This window comes from Rothia sp. LK2492 (assembly GCF_040946345.1).
GTDB classification, from domain to species: Bacteria; Actinomycetota; Actinomycetes; order Actinomycetales; family Micrococcaceae; genus Rothia; species Rothia endophytica.
In genome coordinates this window covers 20119-45144 of the sequence record NZ_JAYWLX010000008.1, presented here as the reverse complement: position 1 = coordinate 45144, position 25026 = coordinate 20119, and the positions used below count along the sequence as shown (strand labels likewise).

Here is a 25026-nt window from a genome sequence, read left to right as displayed (position 1 = left end):
GTACATGTGTTCGGATTATGCGGCTGATGCCCTGACGTTTAGAGGCCTAGCTGGGTTTTATGTCGCCTCCGGCTGGCTTAGTGCCCTGAGCGAAAGCCGGTGCAGTGCGGTCTGCTAAGTGGTTGTATGGGGGTAGACCCTAAAAGTTCAGAGAAGGAGAGTAAATGATGAGTGCAACTCTTGAAGCTCGCGAGCTGAGCGCCCTTGATCGTTGTGATGCCTGTGGGGCGCAGGCCTATGTACGCGTGGTTTTTGCTAGTGGTAATGATTTGGTTTTCTGCGGCCACCATGCCCGCAAGAATGAGCAGCAGCTGCGCGAAGTTGCTACTGAGTGGGACGACCAGACCGGCCGTATTTAGTAGCTAACTCCCCCGCTGTTGATACAAGGAGCCCCGCAACCCTAGGGTTGCGGGGCTCCTTGTGTTGGTGTCCATGATTGGCCCTGGTATGAGTTGCGCTTGGTCCGACGGCCTTCACCGAATCTGGGCAAATGAGAGGGCGCGGAATGGTTACCCGCGCCCTTACTCATTGTGTTCAGTTTTAGTCTAGGTAGTCTCGCAGAACCTGGCTACGTGAGGGGTGACGCAGCTTAGACATGGTCTTGGACTCGATCTGGCGGATACGTTCGCGGGTAACCCCGTAAACCTTTCCGATTTCGTCCAGGGTTTTGGGCTGGCCATCGGTCATACCGAAGCGCATGGCCACTACGCCTGCCTCTCGTTCTGAGAGGGTGTCAAGGACGCTGTGTAGCTGTTCCTGGAGCAGGGTGAAGGAGACTGCGTCGGCGGGGACCACTGCCTCGGAGTCTTCGATGAGGTCACCGAATTCTGAGTCACCGTCTTCGCCCAGGGGGGTGTGCAGTGAGATGGGTTCACGGCCGTATTTCTGGACCTCGATGACCTTTTCGGGGGTCATATCGAGTTCTTTAGCGAGCTCTTCGGGGGTGGGTTCGCGGCCTAGGTCCTGCAGCATCTGGCGTTGCACGCGGGCGAGCTTGTTGATGACTTCAACCATGTGAACGGGGATGCGGATGGTACGAGCCTGGTCTGCCATGGCGCGGGTGATAGCCTGGCGGATCCACCAGGTGGCGTAGGTTGAGAATTTGAAGCCCTTGGAGTAATCGAACTTCTCTACCGCACGGATTAGACCCAGGTTGCCTTCCTGGATGAGGTCCAGGAAGAGCATACCGCGGCCGGTGTAGCGCTTAGCTAGTGAAACGACCAGGCGAAGGTTGGCTTCGAGCAGGTGGTTCTTGGCGCGTCGTCCGTCATGAATAACCCAGCGGAGCTCTTTTTTGAGTTCAGGGCTCATATCGGGGTTGTCTTTGAGCTTGTGCTCGGCGTAGAGGCCAGCTTCGATGCGCATGGCTAAGTCGACTTCCTGCTCTGCGTTTAGCAGGGCAACCTTGCCGATTTGCTTAAGGTAGTCTTTGACCGGGTCTGCCGTGGCACCGGGGGTGACGACGCGGACGGCGGGGGCATCATCTTCGTCGTTGGTAGTCAGAACGAAGCCGGAGCCTTTAGCCGCTACGGCTTCTGCTTCTTTCTTTTCTTCCTTAGTGACGGACTCTGCTTCATCGCCGTCTTCCTCGTCAACTTCTTCATCGTCAAGTTCGAGGTCTCCGGACTCAAGATCTAGGTCTTCAGTTTCAATTTCGTCACCGTCTTTAGCTTTGCGTCCCTTTTTAGGCGCTGCTTTTTGAACGGTGGTTTTCTTGGGCGCAGCAGCGGGTGTCTCGGCCTCGTCTGCTTCTAGGGCGTCAGCTACCTCATCCGCCTTTTTTGCTTTGGCACGGGTGGAGGTTTTTACGGCAGTTGTTTTGGCTGCAGCGGTATCGCTGGTTGCTTTCTTGCGTGCGGCTGGTGACACAGAAAACCTTTCTGATTAGCTGACCGTGTGCGATGGTGCGCGGTGTTCGCGGTCAAAACACCTAAGACCCTGTCAAGTCTGCGGTCATTGAAAATCGCTGTTTGAATCAGGGTTTCTATGTGGGATAACACCTGGTTGCATAACATTATTCCCTGGGAAGGGTGCAGATTTCACGCAGTACTGTGAGCGGGGTCAGTAGTCAAGTATGACATGTTTTTTGGTCTTTACCTACTTAGCACGACCCAAGGTTGACCGTTCTTCATCACGTTAGATATTGGGTTGTGGCCTAGCAGATAACCAGACGGGTAAAACTCCGGCATCGAGGACTCGATGTAAGACGGTGGGCTCATTGCCGTGGTGAATCGGCTCCACCGCCCTCAGGAGGTAGTCTGCGAGAGTGGACTTACCCTGCAACCAGTGAGCCCATGCCTGAGCTAGTTTGAGTAGGCTTTCAGGTTTATGATGGGCAGCTTCTTCAAGAATCGTGGCAATAGCGCACAGTGCAGCTAGTCTGTCCCAGTTAGGGCTTAGAGTGTCGTGCCCACAGAGCTTTGATGCCATGGACGCGATTGCTGCGCTGTCAGCAGGTTCCTTAGTTTTAACCGGGTTCAGAAGGCTCTTCCGGTCAAGGCCGTACCTATTGAGGCTGCTTTTCTGAGGTAGCACCGGTATGGTCTGGCTCTTGTCTAGACCCACCGTGGCAGTCTCTTCTAAGCGGCAGCTAATATTTTCAAGGGCAGCTAGCGCCTCCTGAAGCCCGGTGCAAGCAAGGTAGATGACCAGTTGCACGGTGGCGGTGCTGTTGAGAGAAGCAATCAGATAAGCTCCAACATCTTGGTTGAGCACGGTACGCATGAGGTCAGCTGGTGCTGGGCTCACCACATCACGGTGAGGTGGTCCTGATAAATCTTTGGGATTATCAACCCCTAAAGAGCGGTACCCCAGCATTACCTCAACACCACGTTGCAAGGCAGCGTCCCACATCATAAGTTCAGCCCGTATTTGATGGTACTCACCCACATCACTTTCAGCCTTTTGGGTGAGATATCTCAGCGCAGCAAACTCAGTGTGGGCAAGCCAGCTATCGCGTCGACTGACGTCCGCTGTTTCCATGGGATCCCAGAGATATTTTTCGAGGAACTCCTCATGACTTCTCGCCACATCAGAGCCCTGTCCGAACATCTCGCGGTATATAGGGCTATCTACCACGCTAGCGGTTGGGGTAGCGGGCAATAGGGTGAGCTCTGGCGGGTGAAGTGCCCAGAGGAATCTGTGCCCTACTGCTATCACGTCTATGAGGTCTATAGATCGGTTATCCAGGCAGCGGTGGAGGGGCGGAATGAGGACTTGCACCTGATCAATAAAGTTATTGTCTGAGCAATCTGAATAATCCAGAGAATATGGCGCTACTACCTCCCTTTCCTTATCCATCTCACCTGCAGTGCTCCCGAAGAAAACTGCGAAGAGACGATTGTAGGAGTCGGGGTCCGCGGCAGACTGGGGTAGCTGGGAGAGGAAGAAGTCAAAATATTCCCCGTAGTCCTCTTCCCCTGCCACGGGTAAATCTATACGGAGCAAAGGCCCTACCCCCGGTGAGCCCACGGTCAGTAAAACCAGGGAATTTCGCGGCCAGAACCCCAGGGTGTGCACACACACCGCCACTACGTCGGCTTCTTGCCGCACAGGAGTGTTAATCTTCGGTGGGTAATCGCCGGTGACTGGCAACAAACCGGTCGGATAAAAAGATGCAAAAGGGTATCGGCTATTCATGCACCTAGCCTGCCCGGCCAGGATAGCCTGTTTCAATGCCAGGAAGCGCTGTGGATGAACTCGTCGAGAAAACTACCGAAAAATCAGCGGTACCTGGTTCTCAATGAGCCTCATACAGTGAGCTAGCGACAGAAAATGACGCCTAGCTACCTAGGCTCTGCACACCCCTAGTTCACGGCTTAAACCCCGACCAGTTCAGTGGGCTAGGTAGAGGTAGCTAGGACGCTAGTCCTGATCCCCGTTGTTCATTTGAGCCAGATAGGCCTCAATTTCAGCCCCAATTTCATCGCGTGAAGGTACCACACCAGCAGCCCGTTGAGATAGCGGGATACCAACGTAGCCGTCATCACCAGCGTTGGCATCGTAGGAGGCTTCAAGACGAGAAATCATCATCTGGATTTCAGGATTGGCGCTAGCCTGCTCATTGATTTGGAGCTGAACATTCTCTGACATTTCCCTCAAACGATCAGAAGGCAAGCTCAGCTTCGCAGCCATTGACAGGTGTTCCATGGCGACCAGCGCTGTCTGAGGTAACTCTGACTCAGAAAGGTATTGCGGAACGTTCACCGCAAACCCTGCGGTACCGATTCCAGCTTCATCCAGAGCAATTTCAATCAAACTACTCACTGACCCTTGAACGATTGCTTCTGGCTTCCAAGCAGAAATACCTCGCGTGAGATCTTTGCGGGAGCCGTGGGCCGTCACGGGCAAAGGGCGGGTATGGGGAACCGGCATGGGGAACCCCGAAATCAGGAGCACCACAGAGGTATCAAGGCGTTGCGCTAATTCGACGACCGAAGCGGTAAAACGCTGCCAGAGCAGATCAGGTTCGGCCCCCGTAAGCAGCAAGAAAGGCTTACCTAGGCGGTCCTCTACGGCATACAGCTTTAGTTCTGGCAATACAGGGTCTGTGTAGTGGTCACGTTTAAAGGTCACTCTGGGCCTGCGCGCGCGGTAATCGTGCAACCGGTCAGCATCAAATTCAACCAGAGGGATGTTGTTAAGCTCGTGCAAAAGCACCTCGCCCAAGTGCCCGGCCGTTCCACCGGCGTCCTGAGGGTGAGAAAGCGCGATGACCAGAGGCAGGCCCTGCAATCTTTGGTTCTCAAAGATACCCGAGTGAGCAATATACAGTTGCTCCGAGTTATCCCTATTCATCATTGCAAGCCCCTTTCTACCGTAGCTCATTCGTCTCATAATCCTTGATGTGAGTAACCATAGTACTCCAGCAACCTCGAACATCGAATGGCCGTAACGGTTCTAACACCCATTATCCTCTTTTCATTCCAAGCCCTGATCTGTGAGGGGTTTCGCTGTGCGGTGATTTCAACCGTCAGCACGGCGCTTAGTACACATTTATTCAAAACCCACCTACTCTTGAGTAGTGAATCACGGGGGCCGCTTCATCCATGAACGGCCTCAGCCCTCACTTCGCGGGTGCATTTCTCACCCCCAACGCTTTGTAAGGAGCATGTATATGAGCGAATCTCACGACCTTTCCTTCTCAGTTTCAGCTGCTGAACTTGAGCACCTGGACGCCGGAGTCCTGGTCCTCGGTGTCCATTCAACCGATGAAGGCCCCGCCTTGGCGCACACCCCCCTGGAGACTGAAACAGCTGAGGGTCTCGAAGCTATCCTGGAAGATTTAGGGGTTACCGGTGCTGCTGACGAGCTCACTCGACTACCCGGAATCGACGGAGCCGGTGCAGATATCATCGCCCTCATTGGACTGGGCAAGCAGACTGAGGACGCTACGGCCCACCTCAATAACTTGCGATACTCCGCTGGATCAGCCATCCGTCAGCTGGCCGGTGTAGAGAGCGTTGCGATAGCGCTGGGCACCGATAGTCTTGAAGAAGTGGCCGCCCTTGCCGAGGGTGCAGCTTTTGGTGCTTTCAGTGACAAGCAACTTCGCGCTAAAACCGCTGATAGCGTCAAGGCCCCGGTTTCGGATGTCACTATTATTACCGAGATTTCCGCAGCTGATGCTGAGCCGGTACTCACCCGCGCCTTGATCGTCGGCGAGGCAGTAGACCACACCCGACGCCTGGTCAACACCCCTCCTTCCCATCTCTACCCCGAAACTTTCGCTGCAGAGGCAGTTGAGCGCGTAGCCAGCCTTGAGAACGTCGAAGCCCGAGTGTGGGACTTTGACCAGCTTCTTGATGAAGGCTTTGGCGGCATTGTTGGAGTGGGCAAGGGTTCAGCGCGCAAGCCCCGTTTTGTGGAGGTTAAGTACACCCCCGCCGGCGCTGTGAAGACGGTTGCAATTGTTGGCAAGGGCATCACCTTTGATACCGGCGGAATTTCGCTGAAGCCCGGAAACGCCATGGGAACTATGAAGTCAGATATGGCCGGTGCCGCCACCGTACTAAACGTCGTAGCCGCAGCCGCTGAACTAGAGATTCCCGTAGCTGTTACCGGCTACCTCTGCTTGGCTGAAAACATGCCCTCAAGCACTGCAACCAAGCCCGAGGACGTCCTCACCATGCGCGGGGGCCGCACTGTTGAAGTCATGAATACAGACGCCGAAGGTCGGCTCGTCATGGCTGACGGTCTTGCCTACGCCTCAGAATCAGAACCCGATGTCATCCTGGATATCGCCACGCTAACCGGCGCCCAGCTCATTGCGCTCGGTGTTCGTACCGCAGCGGTCATGGGTGATCAAGAGATCCGTGAAAAGGTCGCAGAGATTTCACAAGAAACTGGCGAACCCTACTGGCCTATGCCCATGCCCGAGCACCTGCGCTCTTCTCTTAAGTCCCCCGTTGCTGACCTGCAAAATATTGGCTCCCGCTATGGCGGCATGCTGGTGGCAGGGCTCTTCCTTGAAGAATTTGTGGGAGAAAAAGACGGGGCGAAAATCCCCTGGGCCCACCTTGACTTCGCCGGCCCCTCCTTCAATGAGGAGGCCGCCTACGGTTACACTCCCAAGGAAGGCACCGGCCACTCGGTGGCAACCCTGCTCAAGTTCATTGAGACATACGCCTAAGATCTAGCTCGCTAGAGATTGAGTACACCCCGCACCCCTCTAGAGTGGTGCGGGGTGTAACTTTTTTCACCACAAGCCGTGGTGTTTGCCATAGAAAACATCGCAGATAGGGACAAAAAGAATTAAAGACCGCCGTATAGGTGCTGACCAACAGAACCGCATCCACCTTATAAACCGCCCGAAAGCCACGCTACCAGCGCTAACACTTACTTCCACGCTTAAAGCAGGGGCAAGAAGGCTACTGCTAAGGGCTAAGTAACAAAACGCCCCTGAATAGTGGAGGTGTGCCCTTGCAAGCGATAAGCTATGGGGGACAGTACATAAGGGGGCTTATACCCCGCAACCCATGCAAGGGAGCGTCAACGTGGCCGATTCGGCAACAACAGAATTCGATATCCTCATCCTCGGTGGTGGCAGCGCTGGTTACTCAGCCGCTCTACGAGCAGTGCAGCTTGGCTTCACCGTTGGTCTCGTCGAAAAGAGCAACCTTGGTGGCACTTGCCTGCACACCGGTTGTATCCCTACCAAGGCTTACCTGCACGCAGCGGAACTCGCTTCTGAAGCACGCGAAGCTTCGAAGTACGGCGTGAACACCACCCTCGATTCCATCGACATGGCTAAGGTTCGTAGCTACAAGGACGGCATCGTTGCCGGCAAGTTCAAGGGCCTGACCGGTCTTCTCAAAATGAAGAAGGTTACCGTCATTGAGGGTGAAGGCAAGCTCACCGGCACCGACACCATCACCGTAGACGGCACCGCCTACAAGGGTAAGCACATCATCCTTGCATCGGGTTCAGTCTCCAAGACCTTTGGCATCGAAATCGGCGGCAAGGTTCTCACCTCAACCGAAGCCCTACAGATGGACTACCTCCCCAAGAGCGCTATCGTGCTCGGCGGCGGCGTCATCGGCTCAGAGTTCGCTTCCATGTGGAACTCCATGGGCGTAGACGTCACCATCATTGAGGGCCTACCCCACCTGGTACCCAACGAAGACCCCGCCATCATCAAGGTGCTCGAACGCGAATTCAAGAAGCGCGGCATCAAGTCCTCGCTGGGCAAGTTCTTCAAGACCGTTGAGCAGGACGCCAATGGCGCCAAGGTTACCCTTGAAGACGGCACCGCCTTCGAAGCTGAGATTGTTCTGGTAGCAGTGGGCCGTGGCCCCAACACCGAAGGTTTTGGCTACGACGAGCAGGGTCTGACCATGGATCGCGGCTTCGTTATCACCAACGAGCGCCTGCACACCGGCGTAGCTAACATCTACGCAATCGGCGACATCGTCCCCGGCGTGCAGCTCGCTCACCGCAGCTACCAGCAGGGCCGCTTCGTCATCGAAGACATCGCAGGTCTGAACCCCCATGTCGTTGAAGATATCAACATCCCCAAGGTCACCTACTCCGAACCTGAAATCGCTTCCATCGGTTACTCCCAGCCCAAGGCTGAAGAGAAGTTCGGCAAGGAAAATGTTCAGGTTGCTGAATACAACCTGGCAGGCAACGGCAAGTCCTCCATCCTGGGCACCGGCGGTCTGGTCAAGGTTATCCGCGAGAAGGATGGCCCCATCATCGGTGTTCACGCCGTTGGCAAGCGTATGGGCGAGCAGATTGGTGAAGCTCAGATGTGGGTTGTCTGGGAAGCTTTCCCCGAGGACGTTGCACAGTTCATACACGCTCACCCCACTCAGAACGAGGCACTGGGTGAAGCAGCTATGGCACTAGCCGGCGCTCCGCTGCACGGCTAATCATCAGCTTTCGGTAGGTGGCAGGTCTCAACCCGCCACCTACCCTCATAAATTTTCATCACTCACAAGGAGATACGAAGGACTATGTCCACTACCGTAGAACTGCCCGCACTGGGCGAATCCGTCACCGAGGGTACCATCACCCGCTGGCTCGTAGAGGTTGGCGAAACCGTTTCGGTTGATCAGCCTATCGTTGAAGTTTCCACCGATAAGGTTGATACTGAGGTCCCCTCACCCGTCGCCGGCGTTATCGAAGAAATCCTCGTTGAAGAAGACGAGGACATCGAGGTTGGTGCTCCTCTCGTTGTTATTGGCGACGGTTCAGGTTCAGCATCAAAGGAAGAAGCTGATCAAGCTCCCGCTAAAGAGGCTCCTGTAGCTGAAGAGGCACCCGCTGAAGAGAAGAAAGAAGAAGCTCCTGCTGCTTCAGCCGGTTCTTCTGAGGGCACCGAGGTTACCCTGCCCGCACTCGGCGAATCCGTCACCGAAGGTACCATCACCCGCTGGCTCAAGGAAATTGGCGAAGAAGTCGCTGTCGACGAGCCCCTGGTTGAGGTTTCAACCGACAAGGTCGACACCGAGGTCCCCTCACCCGTCGCTGGTACTTTGCTTGAAATCCGTATCCAGGAAGATGAGGACGCCGAGGTAGGCCAGGTTCTGGCTGTTATCGGTTCAGCCTCAGCTGCTTCTGCTCCCGCTGAAAAGGCTCCCGAGGCTCCCGCAGCTGAGGAGAAGAAGGAAGAGGCACCTGCCGCTCCCGCTGAAGAAGAGAAGAAGGAAGAAGCTCCTGCGGCTGACTCCGCACCCGCTTCTGAGAACACCGGTGAGGCATACGTGACTCCCCTGGTTCGCAAGCTGGCAAAGCAGGAAGGCGTTGACCTCTCCACCGTCAAGGGCACCGGTGTTGGTGGTCGTATCCGCAAGCAGGACGTCCAGGCAGCCGCTGACGCCAAGAAGTCAGCTGCTCCTGCAGTAGAGGCAAAGCCTGCTGCTGAAGCTCCCGCGGCCAATGCTGCTCCTGCTCAGAAGGCTGCGGCTCCTGCTGTTGAAAAGTCTTCTAAGCGCGGCACCACCGAGAAGGCTCCCCGTATTCGCCAGGTTGTTGCTAAGCGTATGGTTGAGTCACTGGCTATCTCAGCTCAGCTGACCACCGTTCAGGAAATTGACCTGACCCGTCTGATGGCTCTGCGTAACAAGGCTAAGGATGGCTTCGCAGCTCGCGAGGGCGCTAAGCTAACCGTTCTGCCCTTCTTCGTCAAGGCAGTGACCGAAGCTCTGCAGCAGTTCCCCCAGTTCAACTCATCCATGAGCGAAGACTTCAAGGAAATCACCTACCACGGTTCCGAAAACGTCGGTCTCGCAGTTGATACTCCCCGCGGTCTGATGGTTCCCGTCATCAAGGATGCCGGCGACCTAAACATCTCAGGTATTGCTAAGAAGATTGGTGACGTTGCAGGCCGTGCCCGCGACGGCCAGGTCAGCCCCGAGGAACTCTCAGGTTCGACTTTCACCATCTCTTCAACCGGCCAGACCGGCGGTGTATTCTTCACCCCGATCATTAACCAGCCCAACGTTGCTATCCTGGGTATCGGCTCAACCAACAAGCGTCCCGCTATCGTTCAGGACGCTGATGGTAACGATGTCATTGCTGTGCGTAGCCTGGCTTACTTCTCACTGACCTACGATCACCGTGTAGTAGACGGTGCGGATGCCGGTCGCTTCCTCAACTTCCTCAAGACCCGTCTTGAAGAAGCAGCTTTCGACGCTGAGCTCGGTCTCTAAGGCTTAGAGCCTTTCAAGAAGGTAGGGGCGTTACTCGGGTTCTCCGGGTAACGCCCCTTTTTTTACGGACCACGTGCCTAGTTCCACATCTGTTTTAGTGTCATAGTGTCGATATAAAAAGGTGTCTTCAGTAGACTGGTATCTATGTCTATCGCGTTTTCAGTTCTCCTTGCTCTTCACCTTATCGGTGCTTCCCTTGTCTTCGGTATCTGGGTAGCCAATCTTAAGAAGGGCATTGTTGTGCCCGGCCAGTTCCATGCGGCCCTGCTGCAGCTCATCACCGGCTTTGCCATGTATTTCTGGCAGATGAGTCAGGGCATGGTGCTCAACCACATGATGATTGGCATCAAGATGCTTCTTGCTTTGATCATCGCGATCGCTGCTTTCATGGGCCAGAAGAAATACAAGGCAGCCCTGGCAGTAGGCCGACCTGAAGACGCCAAGAACATCGCGCTTGCTCACACCGTTGGTGGTTTGGCGCTGGTGAATATTCTGATTGCAGTTTTCATGAACACTCACATCTAAAATTTTTTGTTAGGACGGCGCCGGTAAGTTACCGGCGCCGTTTTCGTTTACTCTTCAAGAGTTTGGGGCACTGCGGATACCAGCAATAGGTGGCCATCTTGTACACGGGCACTAACATTTACTTGCTGAAAGACCCTACCCCCAGCGGTATAGATTCCTGCTGTTTCCAGCTCCTCCTCGCTCCCCTTAGGCTCATAACCTTGAGCTTCAATGATCGTTAGGGCCGTGATGTCGTCGCCCTGAACCTCAATAGTGTTGATTTCTACTAGCTGAGTTGTCATCGAGGCTAACTGACGGTCGCTATCAGCTGCTATAAGTGCTGTATCAGCCCGGTGCAGCTCTGACTCTGCCAGTGCGTAACGGGTAATCTCGCCGGTTTTGCCCGAGGCTAGCACCTGGCTGCGTGTATCAATGAGAGTTGATAGGTTCTCGGCATAGTCTAAAGAAGTCTCGCCACCATCGGTAGAGGGCTCTGAGGCGGCTTCTGGAGGCTGTGCAGGTAGGCTTTGCTGTACTAGAGTGCTGGATGGCTCTGTTATGGCGCTCTCTGGAGGGCTGTAAGGAGACTCTTGAGAGGTGAGCAGAATCCCTGCGCCCACAAGCATAGCCAACACGGTGAGGGTGCCAAGGATGAGCGGTGACCGTCTATCCCTTTTTTTACTAGAAAACATTTTCTTTGAGGTAGCCTGAGACGCGCTGAGATCCTGAACCTCACCCAGCAGCGGCGGTTTACGCCTAAATCGCTCTTTAGGCACAGAATCAAAGCGGGTTGGCCTAATAGCTGGCAGGCGGGAAACCACGCTTTCATGAGCGCTCAAATGTAGCTCTAGAGGCTCAGGGTCCTTCGAAAGCTCGAAGAGGGCAGCTATTTGCTGAAGCCCCGGCTGGTCCGAGCGGCGATCAATGGCGTCCTCTAGGGTGCGCGCAAGAGTCTCCCCTGCTTCTGGGACGCTGAGCGATAACGGCTTACGAAAACGCTGAGCTGCAGCCTTTTCACCGGTGAGACAGAACCATAACAAGGCTGCGAGAGCAGAAATATCTTCTGCCCGGTGTTTTTTGAGTACCTCACCTGGAGCATCCCTCACATCAAGAGAGGGAACCAGAAGCTTAAGCTCCCCAGCAACGGTAAACACGACCTGCTGACCGGTGAGCTGACTGAAGGATAGATGGTTTTCGTGCAGATAGGTCATCGCCGCACACAGATCGTGCGCTAGACGGCTGACCTGTTCGAGGGGTAACCGGCCTTTAGCCGCACAGTAGTCAGCTAGTGTTCCAGCTTCAGCGGCCTGACACCAAACCTGATCGTTTTCCCCGCTACTAGTCACCGCCACCACCGTGAGCACATGGGGGTGAGAGACCAGTGCACAGAGACGTTCGGCTGCTTTCACATACTGATGTTGACCAGCATTAAGCTGTATTAGTGTGTAGGTTCCTGCTGACATTTCAAGATTGTTGGCGGTGTGCTCCCCGCACTCCACAATCCAGGTGCTGTGCCTGTTGCCGTTTTCCAGCGGGTAGCGGACCATCACATCGTTAGGAGCCCTCAGGGTGGGTTGCTGGCCTAGGGTTTCTGCAGTGCTCATAGAAACAGTGATACACCTACCGAACAATCTCCGCTGATGCTCTCCACAGAGAGCAGAAATGCACTGGTCAACGCGGTGAAGACCGGCTGTGGATAGAAAGATACACAGAGTCATCAAGAACCGGTGAGCATCCTAACCTTCAACAACACAGCTGAAAGCAACTGTTGGCAAAAACATAGTCAACCACACAGGGGCACCGCCCTCTCGGTTTTCTCACTGCAGGGCAAAAACGATAGTCTAGAAGCTATGGCTCTAAAGTTTGAACGGGTAGGTTTAGCCCCCGATTACGTGAACTACTCATCGGCGCTTGAACTGCAGCAGGCGACCCACCAAAAAGTAGCTGCCAAGCAGCAGCAAAATACCGTGCTCGTCCTTGAGCACCAAGCAGTTATCACCGCCGGCAAACGCACCGAAAGCCACGAATACCCTTCTGACCAGAGCACCCCCGTCATCAAAATTGACCGCGGCGGCAAACTTACCTGGCACGGCCCGGGTCAGCTGGTGGGCTACCCCATCGTCCGCCTCCTCGAACCCATTGATGTAGTGAAGTTTGTGCGTGACCTCGAAGAAATCCTCATCAACCTCCTGACTGAAATGGGGATCACCTGCCAGCGCATCGAAGGGCGCTCAGGTGTATGGGTGCCCGGTGATGGCGCTCTGCTGCAAGACAAGAAGATTGCAGCTATCGGCCTGCGCGTCTCAAAAAATACCACCATGCACGGCTTCTCCATTAACTGCAATAACCCCGTGGATGTTTTTGAGCCCTTTATTCCCTGCGGGATCACCGACGCTGGCGTGACTACCATCAGCGAACAGCTGGGGCGGAATGTAAACCCGGCAGATATTGTTGATGCACTAGAAGCACATATGCTGCGGTACACAGATACCCTGGCTGAAAATTTCACGCCTGAGCCCTAAACCCTACGGGCGCGACCTCCGTTACCCCAGCCTGCGCCCAAGATTTAAACAACCAATGGTAATGACACCAAAGGAGCACCGTTAATGAGCACCACCTCAGAAGGCCGCAAGCTACTGCGCGTTGAAGCACGCAACGCCGAAGTACCCATCGAGAAAAAACCCTCCTGGATCAAAACCACCGCCAAAGTTGGCCCCGAGTACAAGGAAATGATTGACCTTGCCCGCGGCTCAGGCCTGCACACCGTCTGCGAAGAAGCAGGCTGCCCCAATATCTTCGAGTGCTGGGAAGACCGCGAAGCAACCTATCTCATCGGCGGTTCAGAATGCACTCGACGCTGCGACTTCTGCATGATTGATACCGGCAAGCCCGTTGCCATCGACCGCACCGAACCCATCAAGGTAGCCCTCAACGTCAAGAAAATGGGCTTGCGCTACGCCACCGTTACCGGCGTCGCCCGAGATGACCTAGAGGACGGCGGCGCATGGCTATACGCCGAAACCATCCGCCAAATTCACCGCGTCTCTCCCAACACCGGTGTCGAAATTCTCATCCCCGACTTCAAGGGCAAGGAAGAAGACGTACAGCAGGTCATCGATGCCAAGCCCGAAGTCTTTGCCCACAACCTCGAAACCGTGCCCCGTATCTTCAAGCAGATCCGCCCCGCCTTCCGTTACGAACGTTCACTAGACGTCATCACCCAAGGCAAAGAGGCAGGCATGATCACCAAATCCAACCTCATCCTGGGCATGGGTGAAACCAACGAAGAAGTCTACGAAGCACTCTGCGATCTACACGACGCCGGCACCGACCTCATCACTCTCACCCAGTACCTGCGCCCCGGCCCCCTCTTCCACCCCATCGAACGCTGGGTCAAACCCCAAGAATTCGTAGAACTCTCAGCTATGGCAGAAGAAATCGGCTTCGCCGGCGTCATGGCCGGGCCCATGGTGCGTTCTTCTTACCGCGCCGGACGCCTCTGGGCACGTGCCATGAAAAAGAACGGCCGTGAAATCCCCGAGCACCTAGCGCATATCTCCGATGATGGGTACGCTGCGCAGGAAGCAAGCTCACTGGTAGCAGCCGGCCGCTAAGCTGAGAGGGTCAGCTCCCGTCAGCAGGTCCGCCGATATCCTAGATGAACGATGGCACCTGCAGATACCTCCTACTCTCTGCCAGCTAGTTAATTCGTGGGAGAGAGCGGGAACTTCTCAGCCCCTGAAGTTCAATAATCAGCCCAATCTTAGGTATAAGTGCCCGCCGGTTTTCCCGGTGGGCACTGCCCGTATAGAATGGAAAAGTTACGGCGTTGCCCCTCATCTAGCGGAGCGCCCAAAATCGACACACGAAGGATTACCCAGTGGCTGAATCTCGTGGCAGCACCCGCGCACAGACTCGTGAAGAAAAGAAGCAGGCTCGCGCCGAGCGCCGCGCTAAGCGCGGCCCTGGCATGTTTGCTCAGATGAAGCAGGTCTATAAAATGACCCGCGAGCAAGACCCCAACATCCCCTGGACCCTCGCTCTCATCTTCTTCGGAACAGTACTGGTCTTCCTCCTCATCGGTCTGCTCCTCAACAACTGGATTACCTTCCTGCTCATCGGTATCCCTCTGGGCATCCTCTTTGCAGTGATGGTGCTTTCACGTCGCGCAGAAAAAGCAGCGTTCGCCCAGCTTGATGGCCAGCCTGGCCGTTCCGGCGCCGCTCTCTCTACCCTGCGTCGCGGCTGGATCTTTGAGCAGCAGCCCGTTGCCGCCAACAAGTCTCAGGACGTCATCTTCCGCGCCATCGGCCGCCCCGGCATCGTCCTTGTTACCGAAGGCCCCACCAGCCGTGTTACCCCCCTTGTTCAGAAGGAAAAGCTGAAGTACAAGAAGATTGTGCCCACCGTTCCCATTCACGTGGTTAACTCAGGTAACGATGAGGGCCAGGTCGGGCTCAAGAAGCTAACGAAGACCCTCAACAAGCTCCCCAAGCAGCTCACCCAGCAGGAAATGCACCAGGTAGCTAACCGCATCGATTCTTTGGGTAAGCACAACAACATCATGAGCGCACTGCCCAAGGGCATCGACCCCATGCGTATGCGCCCAGACCGCAAGGGCATGCGTTAAATAGTTTGAAATAAAGCCCCCTCTTGCTAGAGATTGTCTGACAGTCCCTCAGCAAGAGGGGGCTTTTTGCATATTGCTCTTGCCCTAAGATTTTTTGCGGTTCTTATACCAAACCACGATGAACATGTAGGCCATCAGGGCCAGAGTTGCTTGCATCATGTAGCGGTCAATCGTCATCAGCACCGGCTTAATCTCTTCACCGAAAGTAACTCCCAGGTAAAGATAGAAGCACTTGAGTAAAAGCGCCAATAGAAAAACGTAGCCTGCAATAGCCCAGCCCTTGAACCTGCGGATCCCTGCTATGGCCACCAGAATGGTAGCAGGTATCGGCGAAAAGGGCAGAAAGGCAAGGAAGAGGCAGAAATAGATGTGCCTCTGCACAAAACCTTCAAGTTTGCGATACCAGAGTGGGGTGTGGCTAGCGAAGATCCAGTCGAGGAAAGCCTGCCCCCAGTGTTTCCCCATGAAGAAGTAAACCACCGGGAATTTCACTGCACTGAGAGCAGCAACGGTCACGAGCCCGGCCCAGAGCAGGGGCTGACTGGGGGTGCGGGCTGCAAGGCTGAGGACCGAAAGACTAGAGCCGGTCAGTAGTGTGTAGAGGAAGGTGTGGTTAATGAGCAGATAGGCTCGAAGGGGGATGAGCGCCAATGAATAGACCGTGATAAGGCCCAGCGCTGTCAGTAGCCATCGGTCTACCTTTTTCGGGTGAGTGAGAAAGCTGGGGAGGGCTGGATCACTGTTAGCTGGGCTGATTGGCGCTGAGGACGAGCCGGTTTGGGCGGTGCCTGAGTATTCATCGGGCTCTGAGGTCTTCTCTGGTGTCATGTCAGCTCCCTTAGCGAATCATGGTGAGGACGGTATGACGTGCGCGGTCGTGCAAGCCTCGATGGTCAGCGTCCATAATAACTACGGGAAGAATCAGCATCACCATGCTTTGTCGGATCAAGGCAGTAAGCCAACCAGCGGGTTGCCCGTCCAGCCGCTGAACCTGCATTCCCAAGGCGAAGTGCCCCACTGTGTGCCCCATAAAGCCAACAGCAGATACCAGATAGAGCCAAAAAATAACTAGCTGAGCGCTATCAACCAGGGCCGTATTGACGCCCGAAAGGGGGCCTTGGGAAAGGGCCCAAAAAACACCTTCTATCAGGAACCAGTCAAGGCAGAAGGCAATAAGACGGCGCATGGGGCGGGCGAGGGCACCGGGGCCCCGCTGTGGGCGCCCCATATCCTGGCCCGGGTACAGCTGTTCAGTCGGCGCTCCATCAATCCAGGAGCCCATATCTTTTCTACTAACCACTGCTCCAGAATACCTTCCGCACCTGCCTACCTTCGAATAGGCGACCCAGCATGTGGTTTGTATCCCACGCCAGCCCGAGATTTTATCTAAAATAGAAGAGTTAGCGCACACCGGCCTATGTTTACCTCACGCTCATACAGGGTTCATCCTGTTACATGAGTGAAACAAAGCCGATACTCGCGGGCAAAAGAGCCAGCCTAGGCTGGTACCAATATAGGGCGCTGCACCAGCGCACCATTTAGCGGTCGACACACGTCAAGGAGAACAACCGACTATGTTCACTACTGCTCAGGAAGTCTTAGACTTCATCAAAAATGAAGAAATCCGTTTCGTGGATATCCGTTTCTGCGATATGCCCGGCGTTCAGCAGCACTTCAACCTGCCAGCTAAGGCGGTAGATGAGGACTTCTTCATTACCGGTCAGATGTTTGACGGCTCATCAATCCGCGGCTTCCAGGGCATTGCTGAATCGGACATGCAGTTGATCCCTGATCCCAAGAGTGCTTATGTTGACCCCTACCGCCTTGAAAAGACCCTGATTATTACCGGTTCAATTGTGAACCCCCGTACCGGTGAGTCCTACCACCGCGACCCCCGCGGCGTTGCTGAGCGCGCTGAAGAATACCTGAAGTCAACCGGTATCGCTGACACCGCTTTCTTCGCCTCAGAAGCTGAATTCTTTGTCTTTGAGGACGTCCGCTACGAGGTCACCCCTCAGTCCACCTTCTTCAAGATTGACTCTGATGAAGCTCCGTGGAACTCAGGCCGCAAGGAAGAGGGTGGCAACCTGGGCAACAAGACCCTCACCAAGGGGGGCTACTTCCCCGTTTCCCCCGTGGACAAGCAGGCTGACCTACGCGATGCTATGTGCGTTGCTCTGGATGAGGTAGGTCTCGAAGTCGAGCGTTCCCACCACGAGGTAGGTGCTGCTGGTCAGGCTGAGATTAACTACAAGTTCTCAACCCTTACCCAGGCAGCCGATGACCTGCTCAAATTCAAGTACGTCATCAAAAACACCGCTGACCAGTGGGGCAAGTCTGTCACCTTCATGCCTAAGCCTGTCTTCGGTGACAACGGTTCCGGCATGCACTGCCATCAGTCCCTGTGGCAGGACGGCGAGCCCCTCTTCTACGATGAGCGCGGCTATGCAGGTCTGTCAGATATCGCCCGCTGGTACATTGGCGGTCTGATTGAGCACTCCTCATCGGTTCTGGCTTTCACTAACCCCACCGTGAACTCCTACAAGCGTCTGGTTCCCGGTTACGAAGCACCCATCAACATGGTCTACTCGCAGGGTAACCGCTCTGCTGGTATCCGCATCCCCATCACCGGCACCAACCCCAAGGCTAAGCGTCTTGAATTCCGTGCGCCAGACCCCTCATCCAACCCCTACCTGGCCTTTGCTGCTCAGCTGATGGCAGGCCTGGACGGTATCCGTAACCGCATTGAACCCCCCGCACCCATCGACAAGGACCTCTACGAGCTGCCCGCTGAAGAAGCAGCAGACATCAAGAAGGCACCTGCCAACCTTGAAGAAGCCCTAGCGGCCCTGGAAGCCGACCACGACTTCCTGCTGGCCGGCGACGTCTTCACCCAGGATCTCATCCAGGCTTGGATTGACTACAAGCGCACCAATGAGCTTGCTCCCCTGCTGCTGGTCCCCCACCCCCTGGAATACCAGATGTACTACGGCGTCTAAAACCGCCTAGTTTCCTCTTGAATGACCACGCCCCGCACCGGTAATGAATCCGGCGCGGGGCGTGTTTTTAACCCTCTCAGGCGGGGTAGACGGTACCGTAGAAAAAGTAGTTACCACTCCCACCGAAAGAAGAGAAACCGTGGCTTACTCTCCCACCCAGCTCAACGGCGAAACCGTTTACCGCAATGAGGTTTTCCAGACCGGGCTGATGTCACAGCTGCTTGACGGGATCTACGATGGCGAAATGACCATCGGTGAACTCCTGGGCCACGGCAACTTTGGTGTGGGCACCTTCAACGGACTGGACGGGGAGATGGTGGTGCTGGACGGTAACTGCTACCAGATGCGCCACGACGGCAGCGTAGAGCCAGCTAGCCTGGATCAGAAGACACCCTTTGCCGTGGTGATGAATTTCGTACCCACCATCCGAAGAGGCTTGCCCAACAACATCATTCGTAGATCGGCTTCTCAGGTTCTTGACGATTTCACGGTCTCAAAGAATTACATGTACGCCATCAAGATTGTGGGCGACTTCGAATGGATCCGTACCCGCACCGTGCAGAAGCAGGAAAAGCCCTACCCCAAGATGGTAGACGCCACCGAGAATGATGACATCGTGCAGTTCGACCGGGTACGAGGAACCATCGTTGGCTTCCGTACGCCCATCTACGAGCAGGGAATCGGGGTGCCCGGCTGCCATGCCCACTTCATTGATGATGCGCACGAGCGGGGCGGGCACGTCATTGACTTCAAACTGGATAACGCCTACGTTGAAATCTGTATCGGCACCGATTTGAGCCTGCACCTGCCACTGACTGCAGAGTTCTCAGCAGCGGATCTTTCACCCGAAGACCTTGCGGAGCAGATCTCTAAGGCAGAAAAACACGCATAACAAAGAATGCCCCCGCACCAAAACCACGTCAGCCAAAGCTCGTTACAAAGGAAGCACTGATGACCGCAGAGATTAACAGCCCTATCACCATCACACCGCTTGATTTTAGTCAGGACGAGATGCTGGCCGACTACCATCGTGTACTCAAAGCCTCAGCGTCCCACGGCAGAAACAACCCTAGTGTCTGGACCCTCGACGGCCTACGCAGCTACTTCGGATCCCTCGAAGACCCAGACGCCACTAAGCTCTACGGGGCTTATCTCGACGTTAAGCTCCTTGGCGTGGCATCAGCCGAAATCTCAGACGACGAAGGCCAAAGGAATCTAGAGCTCAACATTGAGGTTTTACCGGACTACCGCCGTCAGGGAATCGGTAGCGCTATCTACCGCCACTGTGCCGATGAACTGCTCTCAACGCCATATTTAATATCAGGCGAAGCCTACCCACCTTTCGGACAAGCAAAAACCTGGCCTGGCCACCTCTTTGCTCAGTCCCTAGGGTTTTCTCTTGTCCACGAAGAAGAGCACATGCAACTGACGCGTGAGGCCTTGCAGGACGGTCTCGGCAGTTCCCCGGCTAGCGGCTTGCCTGAAGGCTTCAATCTCATCAGCTGGCAGGGGGCTACACCCGCGGAGTATCTTGAAGAATTTGCTCAGCTACGGACCAATATGGAAGTGGACGTGCCCACCGGCCAATCGGTCAAAGCTCCCAAGGTATGGTCGGTTCAGGAAGTCCGTTCCCATGACCAACGGGTGAGTGCTAGAGGCAACTGCCAGTGGGTTTCAGCAGTTCAAGCACCTGATGGTGCTCTAGCTGGCTACACCCTGATCTATAGCTCCAGCGATTCGACGGAGCTGGAACAGGATGACACCTATATCTTGCGAAAGTACCGTGGGTTGGGTCTGAGTCTACCCCTGAAACTGCACAATCACTGGCATGTCCTTGAAGGCGTGAGCAACTTTTCAGCGGTCACCACCTGGGTGGATGCAGAGAACCTCGCCATGTACGCCGTCAACAGGGCGCTAGGCTACCAGGGTCTTGAGCTGTGTCAGATGCTCGAAAAACAGGAGTAGAGAACACCCTTAAGGCGTGGCGGGATAAAACAGCCTCTCGTAAACCGCCCGAGCCTGGCGGGTGGTCCGTAGATAATCTTCCTCTAAATCACGGGCACTATGCGGCGGGTAGCCGCACCAGCGGGCAATCGCTTCAAGGTCTGAACGCACCGTGGTGAGGGTGTCCGTTGCTCGGCCGGTGCGCAACACATTGAGACCGCGAATCTTGGTCGCCAGCTCCCAGGCAGTGCGCAACACCTCAGCGTCTTCAGCCGACACCAAACCAGCCTCCACCATCGCCATCAAAGCAGTAATAGTGCCGGTGGTTTGCAGTTCGGGGTGAGCATGAGCGTGCTGAAGTTGCAAAAGCTGCACCAGCCACTCAACGTCCGTCAGACCACCGCGGCCCAGCTTGAGCTGGCGGTTCTTATCAGCCCCACGCGGCATACGCTCGGTTTCAACGCGGGCTTTCATGCGGCGAATCTCCGTTACTTTGGCTGCATCGAAGGACGCAGGGTAGCGGTAAGGCGCGATGAGCTGGACGAAGGCCTGCCCCACGCGCTCGCTGCCGGCAATAGGCCGTGCCCGCAAGAGCGCCTGGAACTCCCAGGTATCAGCCCAACGCTCGTAGTATTCGCGGTAGGACTCCAGCGAGCGCGCCATCGCCCCCTGTTTGCCCTCGGGGCGGAGGTCAGCATCAATTTCCAGGACCTTTTCAGCACGTATTGCTGGGGTGCAGGGCTGTTTGAGCAGGGCAACCATTCGGGTCACCAGTTCAACTGCTTGGGTTTGCGCCTGCCTCTCGTCAGTGCCCTGTCGGGGCTGGTGCACATAAATCAGGTCAGCATCTGAACCGTAGCCGATTTCGGCTCCACCCTGCCGGCCCATCGCGATGACGGCCACATCGGTCAGCTGTTCGGTTCCTGCGTTGGCCAGTTCCCGCTCTGCCAAGGTCAGGGCTGCTTGGATAGCGGCACGGTCAATGTCGGCTAGCCCGCGGGCCACCTGATAAATATCGTTGAGTCCCAGCGCTTCACCCATAGCTATGCGCAGTATCTCGCGGCGGCGGGCCATACGAACCGCACGAATGGCTTCGCTGACCTGGGTGTGGCGAGTGAGCTGTGAGGTCATTTCACCGCTGATGGCCTCTGCTGATCTGGGCTTGAGGTCATCCTTTTTGTCCAACCAGGCAATGGGCTCAGGAGTGTCTTCCAGCAGGTCGGTAATGAACCGGGAGCTGGACAGCAGGGCGCAGAGCCGTTCAGCTGCGGCCGGTGAGTCGCGGAGCATACGCAGGTACCAGGGGGTGCCGCCCAGAGATTCGCTGACTCGACGGAACCCCAAAAGCCCGGCGTCCGGGTCTACCCCAGCAGCGAACCAGCCCAGCAACACCGGCATGAGGGTGCGCTGAATTTCGGCTGAACGACGTAGCCCCTTGGTCAGTGCCTCAATATGCGTCATAGCCCGCTTAGGGTCCTTGTAGCCCAGTGCGGCCAGGCGGTCGGCAGCTGCCTGGGGGCTGAGGGCGACCTCATCCGTCGACAGGTTGGCAACGGCTGCCAACAGGGGACGGAAGAAGAGACGTTCGTGCAGACCCTTGACGGTGCGTTTGATGCTCTGCCAGTTTTTAAGCATCTTCTCTTCAGTCAGGTTGCCCACGGCTACCGGTGAGCTGAGGCTACGCGCCAGCACCCGCCGGTCGCTCTCCTTAGCGGGCATGAGGTGGGTGCGTCGCATGTAAAGCAACTGGATGCGATGCTCCATAACGCGCAGGGCGGCGTAGGTTTCTGCGAAGTCGTGGCCGTCTGTGCGGCTGATGTAGCTGGCACGTGCCAGTGCCGCGATGGAGTCTGTGGTGGTTTGGGTGCGAACGGTTTCATCGGTCCGCCCGTGCACCAGTTGCAGCAACTGCACGGTGAATTCGACGTCACGTAATCCACCGGGGCCTAGTTTGATTTGCCGGTCAACTTCAGCTGCGGGAATGTTATCGGTGACTCTCCCGCGCATGCTCTGCACCGATTGCACAAAGGATTCTCTTCCGGCAGATTCCCAGACAAAAGGGCGCATCGCGCGAGCCCAACGAACGCCTAGCTCGGGGGTGCCAGCGATGGGACGGGCCTTGAGCAGCGCCTGGAACTCCCAGTTTTCTGCCCATCTCTTGTAGTAGCTCACGTACGACTCCACGGTGCGTACCAGCGCGCCGTCCTTACCTTCAGGGCGTAAGTTGGCGTCTACCTCCCAAAGCGCGGGTTCTGGGGCCGGTGCCATAATGGCTTTGGTCAGCGCCTGGACCAGTTCTGAGCCGATGGTGGTCAGCTCATTTTCGGTCAGGGGCTTGAAATTCTCTGGCAGGTCGCTCAGCGGCGCATGAGCCACGGTGTAGACCACATCAACATCTGAAATGTAGTTGAGTTCCCTAGCCCCGCATTTACCCATACCGATAATTGCTAGCTCAACGGCGGCAACGGCTTGGGGCCCGCGACTTTCAGCAACTTCAGCTCGAGCAATCGCCAGTGCTGCTTCGAGGGCAGCTGCGGCCAAATCTGCCAGGTTTCTGCCCACGATGGGCATGAGCTGTTCTGGTGCGTAGGCGGTCAGGTCAGCAATGGCGAGGGCGGTCAGATGGCGTCTATAAGCGGACCTGAGGGCGATGCAGGCGTCCTTGCCGGTTAGCTGGGCGACCGGGGTTGCTGCCTCGGGGTCAGCGCCAACAGCCTGTAACAGGCGATTTCTATGAAACGTATCCAGGGGTGCGATGGGGGTCAGGAACTCACCGTCAGTTTCAGGCAACAGGGATGGCGGCGCTTCAGCCGCTTCAAAGCCTACAGTCTCAAGAATCTCGGACGATGACAGCAGGAGGTCAGTGTGCTCTGGGCGGCGGACCAGAAATTCACCCAGTGCCTCTGATCCTCCCAGTAACCGGTACAGCGGAGCGGCCTCAGCTCCCTGATTGGCCAGAGAAACTACCTCTGGGGCGCGCTCGATGAGTCGTACCAAGGCGGGGAGAGCGATATCGGGTGAGGGAGAAAGGCGCAGCCCCTCAAAGAGTTTTTGTTGGTCCACTGTTTCTAGTTCCCGGCACCTGAGCCAGCGTTCACTCTTCCCAGCATCGTAGAAACCAACTGAGGTCATTTCACGCAAGAGGCGTAGGTGCGCCTTGCGTTCTTGGTCAGCCCGGCGGGTTGCTTCTTCAGGTGTTTCTGCTGCTTCTGGCATCTTCGGGGTGGTCACCGGTACTGGACTCCTTGGGGCCGGGCTGCTGAGGTTAAAGGTGAGGTGCAGCCCCGGGCAGGGCTGCGCCGGGCGGGGTTAGAGAATCCCCAGGTTGTTTTTGAGTTCGTAGGGGGTGACTTCAGCGCGGAAGGCGTTCCAGTCCTGTCGTTTGTTGCGCAAGAACTGTTCGAAGACCTGCTCACCGAGGGTTTCGGCCATGAACTCAGATTCTTCGGTGCGCAGGATGGCATCGTGTAGGGAGGTGGGTAGAGCGTGGTAGCCCATGGCACGGCGCTCAGCGCTTGCCATTGCGGCGATATCCTCGGTCACTGCACCGCCCAGCTCGTATTCGTTCTCGATACCCCTCAGACCTGCGGCAAGAATGACGGCGTAGGCGAGGTAGGGGTTAGCGGCAGAATCAATACCGCGGTACTCCATACGCGCTGATTGCATCTTGTTGGGCTTGTAGAGGGGCACACGCACCAGGGCCGAGCGGTTATTGTGACCCCAGGAGACGTAGGAAGGAGCTTCACCGCCACCCCAAAGACGCTTGTAGGAGTTCACAAACTGGTTGGTGACCGAGGTGAACTCGGGGGCGTGCTTGAGGACGCCGGCGATGAAGTGCTTGGCGGTGCGGGAGAGCTGGAATTCGGCTCCTGCCTCAAAGAAAGCGTTGGTGTCGCCCTCAAAGAGGGAGAAGTGGGTGTGCATACCCGAGCCTGCATGTTCGGTGAAGGGCTTGGGCATGAAGGTGGCGTAAATTCTCTGGGACAGCGCTACTTCTTTGATGACGGTGCGGAAGCTCATGATGTTATCGGCGGTTTGCAAAGCATCGGCGTGGCGCAGGTCAATTTCGTTTTGCCCAGGCCCGGTTTCGTGGTGGGAGAACTCCACCGAGATACCGATTTCTTCCAGGGTAGTTACTGCCTTACGGCGGAAGTCCTGCACCACACCGCCCGGGGTGTGATCGAAGTAGCTTTCGGAGTCAACGGGTTCTGGGAAACCGCTGGCTCCCAGGTCCTTAGATTTGAGTAGGTAGAACTCAATTTCCGGGGAGGTGTAGCAAGTAAAGCCCATGCCAGCAGCTTTAGACAGCACATTCTTCAGCACACCGCGGGTATCTGAAGCGCTGGGTTCGCCATCCGGTGTGAGAATGTCGCAGAACATGCGGCTGGTGGGCTCTTCATCGCCGCGCCAGGGCAACAGTTGGAAGGTAGAGGGGTCAGGTTGCAGGAGCATATCGGACTCGTAGATACGGGACAGGCCCTCAATAGAAGAACCATCAAAGCCAATGCCCTCATCAAAGGCACTCTCGACCTCAGCAGGGGCGATAGCAACCGATTTGAGCTGCCCCACGACGTCCGTAAACCACAGGCGAACGAACCTCACGTTGCGTTCTTCAATGGTGCGCAAAACAAACTCTTGCTGACGATCCATAACTGTCCTTTTTCTCGCGGACGGCAGCGTCTAGCCACCGTGATACGGAAGATACATCCTGCCCTTAACTGTACGCCAGAGCTGAGAGCACATCAGTAATCCCTGGGGTGCCGTAACCTGCTTTAAACAAAACTTTCACCGTTCG

19 protein-coding genes are annotated in these 25026 nt (G+C 56.0%); 11 read left to right on the top strand and 8 right to left on the bottom strand.

Annotated elements, in window-relative coordinates; translation table 11 throughout:
- The first annotated feature begins 167 nt into the window (after positions 1-167).
- Entirely contained in the window at positions 168-359 is a 192-nt protein-coding gene (locus VVR27_RS09210) for a hypothetical protein (RefSeq protein WP_251379835.1), read from the top strand.
- A 181-nt stretch (positions 360-540) separates the two neighbouring features.
- On the opposite strand, the gene VVR27_RS09205 is transcribed toward VVR27_RS09210, so the two are convergent.
- The 3 genes from VVR27_RS09205 to VVR27_RS09195 form a co-directional block, all read right to left on the bottom strand.
- Positions 541-1869 carry an RNA polymerase sigma factor gene (locus VVR27_RS09205; RefSeq protein ID WP_251379834.1) on the bottom strand — a complete coding sequence of 443 codons (1329 nt, stop codon included), beginning with the start codon at positions 1867-1869 and terminating at the stop codon, positions 541-543.
- Positions 1870-2136: 267 nt separating this feature from the next.
- Entirely contained in the window at positions 2137-3639 is a 1503-nt protein-coding gene (locus VVR27_RS09200) for a DUF4192 family protein (RefSeq protein ID WP_368548076.1), read from the bottom strand.
- Between the two features lie 225 nt (positions 3640-3864).
- Positions 3865-4827 (bottom strand): PAC2 family protein, encoded by a 963-nt coding sequence (locus VVR27_RS09195; RefSeq protein WP_368548075.1) that lies wholly within the window; start codon positions 4825-4827, stop codon positions 3865-3867.
- Positions 4828-5116: 289 nt separating this feature from the next.
- On the opposite strand from VVR27_RS09195, the gene VVR27_RS09190 reads away from it, so the two are divergent.
- From VVR27_RS09190 to VVR27_RS09175, 4 genes are all read left to right on the top strand, one after another.
- A complete protein-coding gene (locus VVR27_RS09190; protein WP_368548074.1) occupies positions 5117-6631 on the top strand; it encodes a leucyl aminopeptidase in 1515 nt (504 codons plus the stop codon).
- 346 nt (positions 6632-6977) lie between these two features.
- A complete protein-coding gene (gene lpdA / locus VVR27_RS09185; RefSeq protein ID WP_368548073.1) occupies positions 6978-8372 on the top strand; it encodes a dihydrolipoyl dehydrogenase in 1395 nt (464 codons plus the stop codon).
- Between the two features lie 84 nt (positions 8373-8456).
- The gene (gene sucB / locus VVR27_RS09180) at positions 8457-10154 is read left to right on the top strand and encodes a 2-oxoglutarate dehydrogenase, E2 component, dihydrolipoamide succinyltransferase (RefSeq protein ID WP_368548072.1); all 1698 of its coding nucleotides are present in this window, start codon (positions 8457-8459) and stop codon (positions 10152-10154) included.
- A gap of 144 nt (positions 10155-10298) precedes the next feature.
- A complete protein-coding gene (locus VVR27_RS09175) occupies positions 10299-10679 on the top strand; it encodes a hypothetical protein (RefSeq protein WP_251379828.1) in 381 nt (126 codons plus the stop codon).
- A 47-nt stretch (positions 10680-10726) separates the two neighbouring features.
- On the opposite strand, the gene VVR27_RS09170 is transcribed toward VVR27_RS09175, so the two are convergent.
- Positions 10727-12262, bottom strand: coding sequence for a protein kinase (locus VVR27_RS09170; protein WP_368548071.1), 1536 nt, complete (start codon positions 12260-12262; stop codon positions 10727-10729).
- 246 nt (positions 12263-12508) lie between these two features.
- Here VVR27_RS09170 and lipB point away from each other — a divergent pair, with 246 nt between their 5' ends.
- From lipB to VVR27_RS09155, 3 genes are all read left to right on the top strand, one after another.
- Positions 12509-13180: a lipoyl(octanoyl) transferase LipB gene (gene lipB, locus VVR27_RS09165; RefSeq protein ID WP_368548070.1), complete on the top strand. Its 672-nt coding sequence runs from the start codon at positions 12509-12511 to the stop codon at positions 13178-13180.
- Between the two features lie 84 nt (positions 13181-13264).
- Complete coding sequence (gene lipA, locus VVR27_RS09160; protein WP_368548069.1) at positions 13265-14272, top strand: lipoyl synthase; 1008 nt, start codon at positions 13265-13267, stop codon at positions 14270-14272.
- 266 nt (positions 14273-14538) lie between these two features.
- Positions 14539-15288, top strand: coding sequence for a DUF4191 domain-containing protein (locus tag VVR27_RS09155; protein ID WP_368548068.1), 750 nt, complete (start codon positions 14539-14541; stop codon positions 15286-15288).
- Between the two features lie 84 nt (positions 15289-15372).
- On the opposite strand, the gene VVR27_RS09150 is transcribed toward VVR27_RS09155, so the two are convergent.
- Together VVR27_RS09150 and VVR27_RS09145 are read right to left on the bottom strand one after the other, a co-directional pair.
- Positions 15373-16116, bottom strand: a complete 744-nt coding sequence (locus VVR27_RS09150; RefSeq protein ID WP_368548067.1) for a hypothetical protein — start codon at positions 16114-16116, stop codon at positions 15373-15375.
- Between the two features lie 10 nt (positions 16117-16126).
- A complete protein-coding gene (locus tag VVR27_RS09145) occupies positions 16127-16588 on the bottom strand; it encodes an RDD family protein (protein ID WP_368548066.1) in 462 nt (153 codons plus the stop codon).
- A gap of 274 nt (positions 16589-16862) precedes the next feature.
- Here VVR27_RS09145 and glnA (VVR27_RS09140) point away from each other — a divergent pair, with 274 nt between their 5' ends.
- From glnA (VVR27_RS09140) to VVR27_RS09130, 3 genes are all read left to right on the top strand, one after another.
- Positions 16863-18287 (top strand): type I glutamate--ammonia ligase, encoded by a 1425-nt coding sequence (gene glnA, locus VVR27_RS09140; RefSeq protein ID WP_368548065.1) that lies wholly within the window; start codon positions 16863-16865, stop codon positions 18285-18287.
- A 139-nt stretch (positions 18288-18426) separates the two neighbouring features.
- On the top strand, positions 18427-19179 hold the full coding sequence (gene budA, locus VVR27_RS09135; RefSeq protein WP_368548064.1) for an acetolactate decarboxylase: 753 nt from the start codon (positions 18427-18429) through the stop codon (positions 19177-19179).
- A gap of 59 nt (positions 19180-19238) precedes the next feature.
- Positions 19239-20252, top strand: coding sequence for a GNAT family N-acetyltransferase (locus VVR27_RS09130; RefSeq protein WP_368548063.1), 1014 nt, complete (start codon positions 19239-19241; stop codon positions 20250-20252).
- 9 nt (positions 20253-20261) lie between these two features.
- Here the strand turns inward: VVR27_RS09130 and VVR27_RS09125 are convergent, their stop codons facing one another.
- Both VVR27_RS09125 and glnA (VVR27_RS09120) read right to left on the bottom strand, forming a co-directional pair.
- Positions 20262-23447: a bifunctional [glutamine synthetase] adenylyltransferase/[glutamine synthetase]-adenylyl-L-tyrosine phosphorylase gene (locus VVR27_RS09125; protein WP_368548125.1), complete on the bottom strand. Its 3186-nt coding sequence runs from the start codon at positions 23445-23447 to the stop codon at positions 20262-20264.
- Positions 23448-23540: 93 nt separating this feature from the next.
- On the bottom strand, positions 23541-24881 hold the full coding sequence (gene glnA / locus VVR27_RS09120; RefSeq protein ID WP_346871667.1) for a type I glutamate--ammonia ligase: 1341 nt from the start codon (positions 24879-24881) through the stop codon (positions 23541-23543).
- Positions 24882-25026 lie beyond the last annotated feature (145 nt).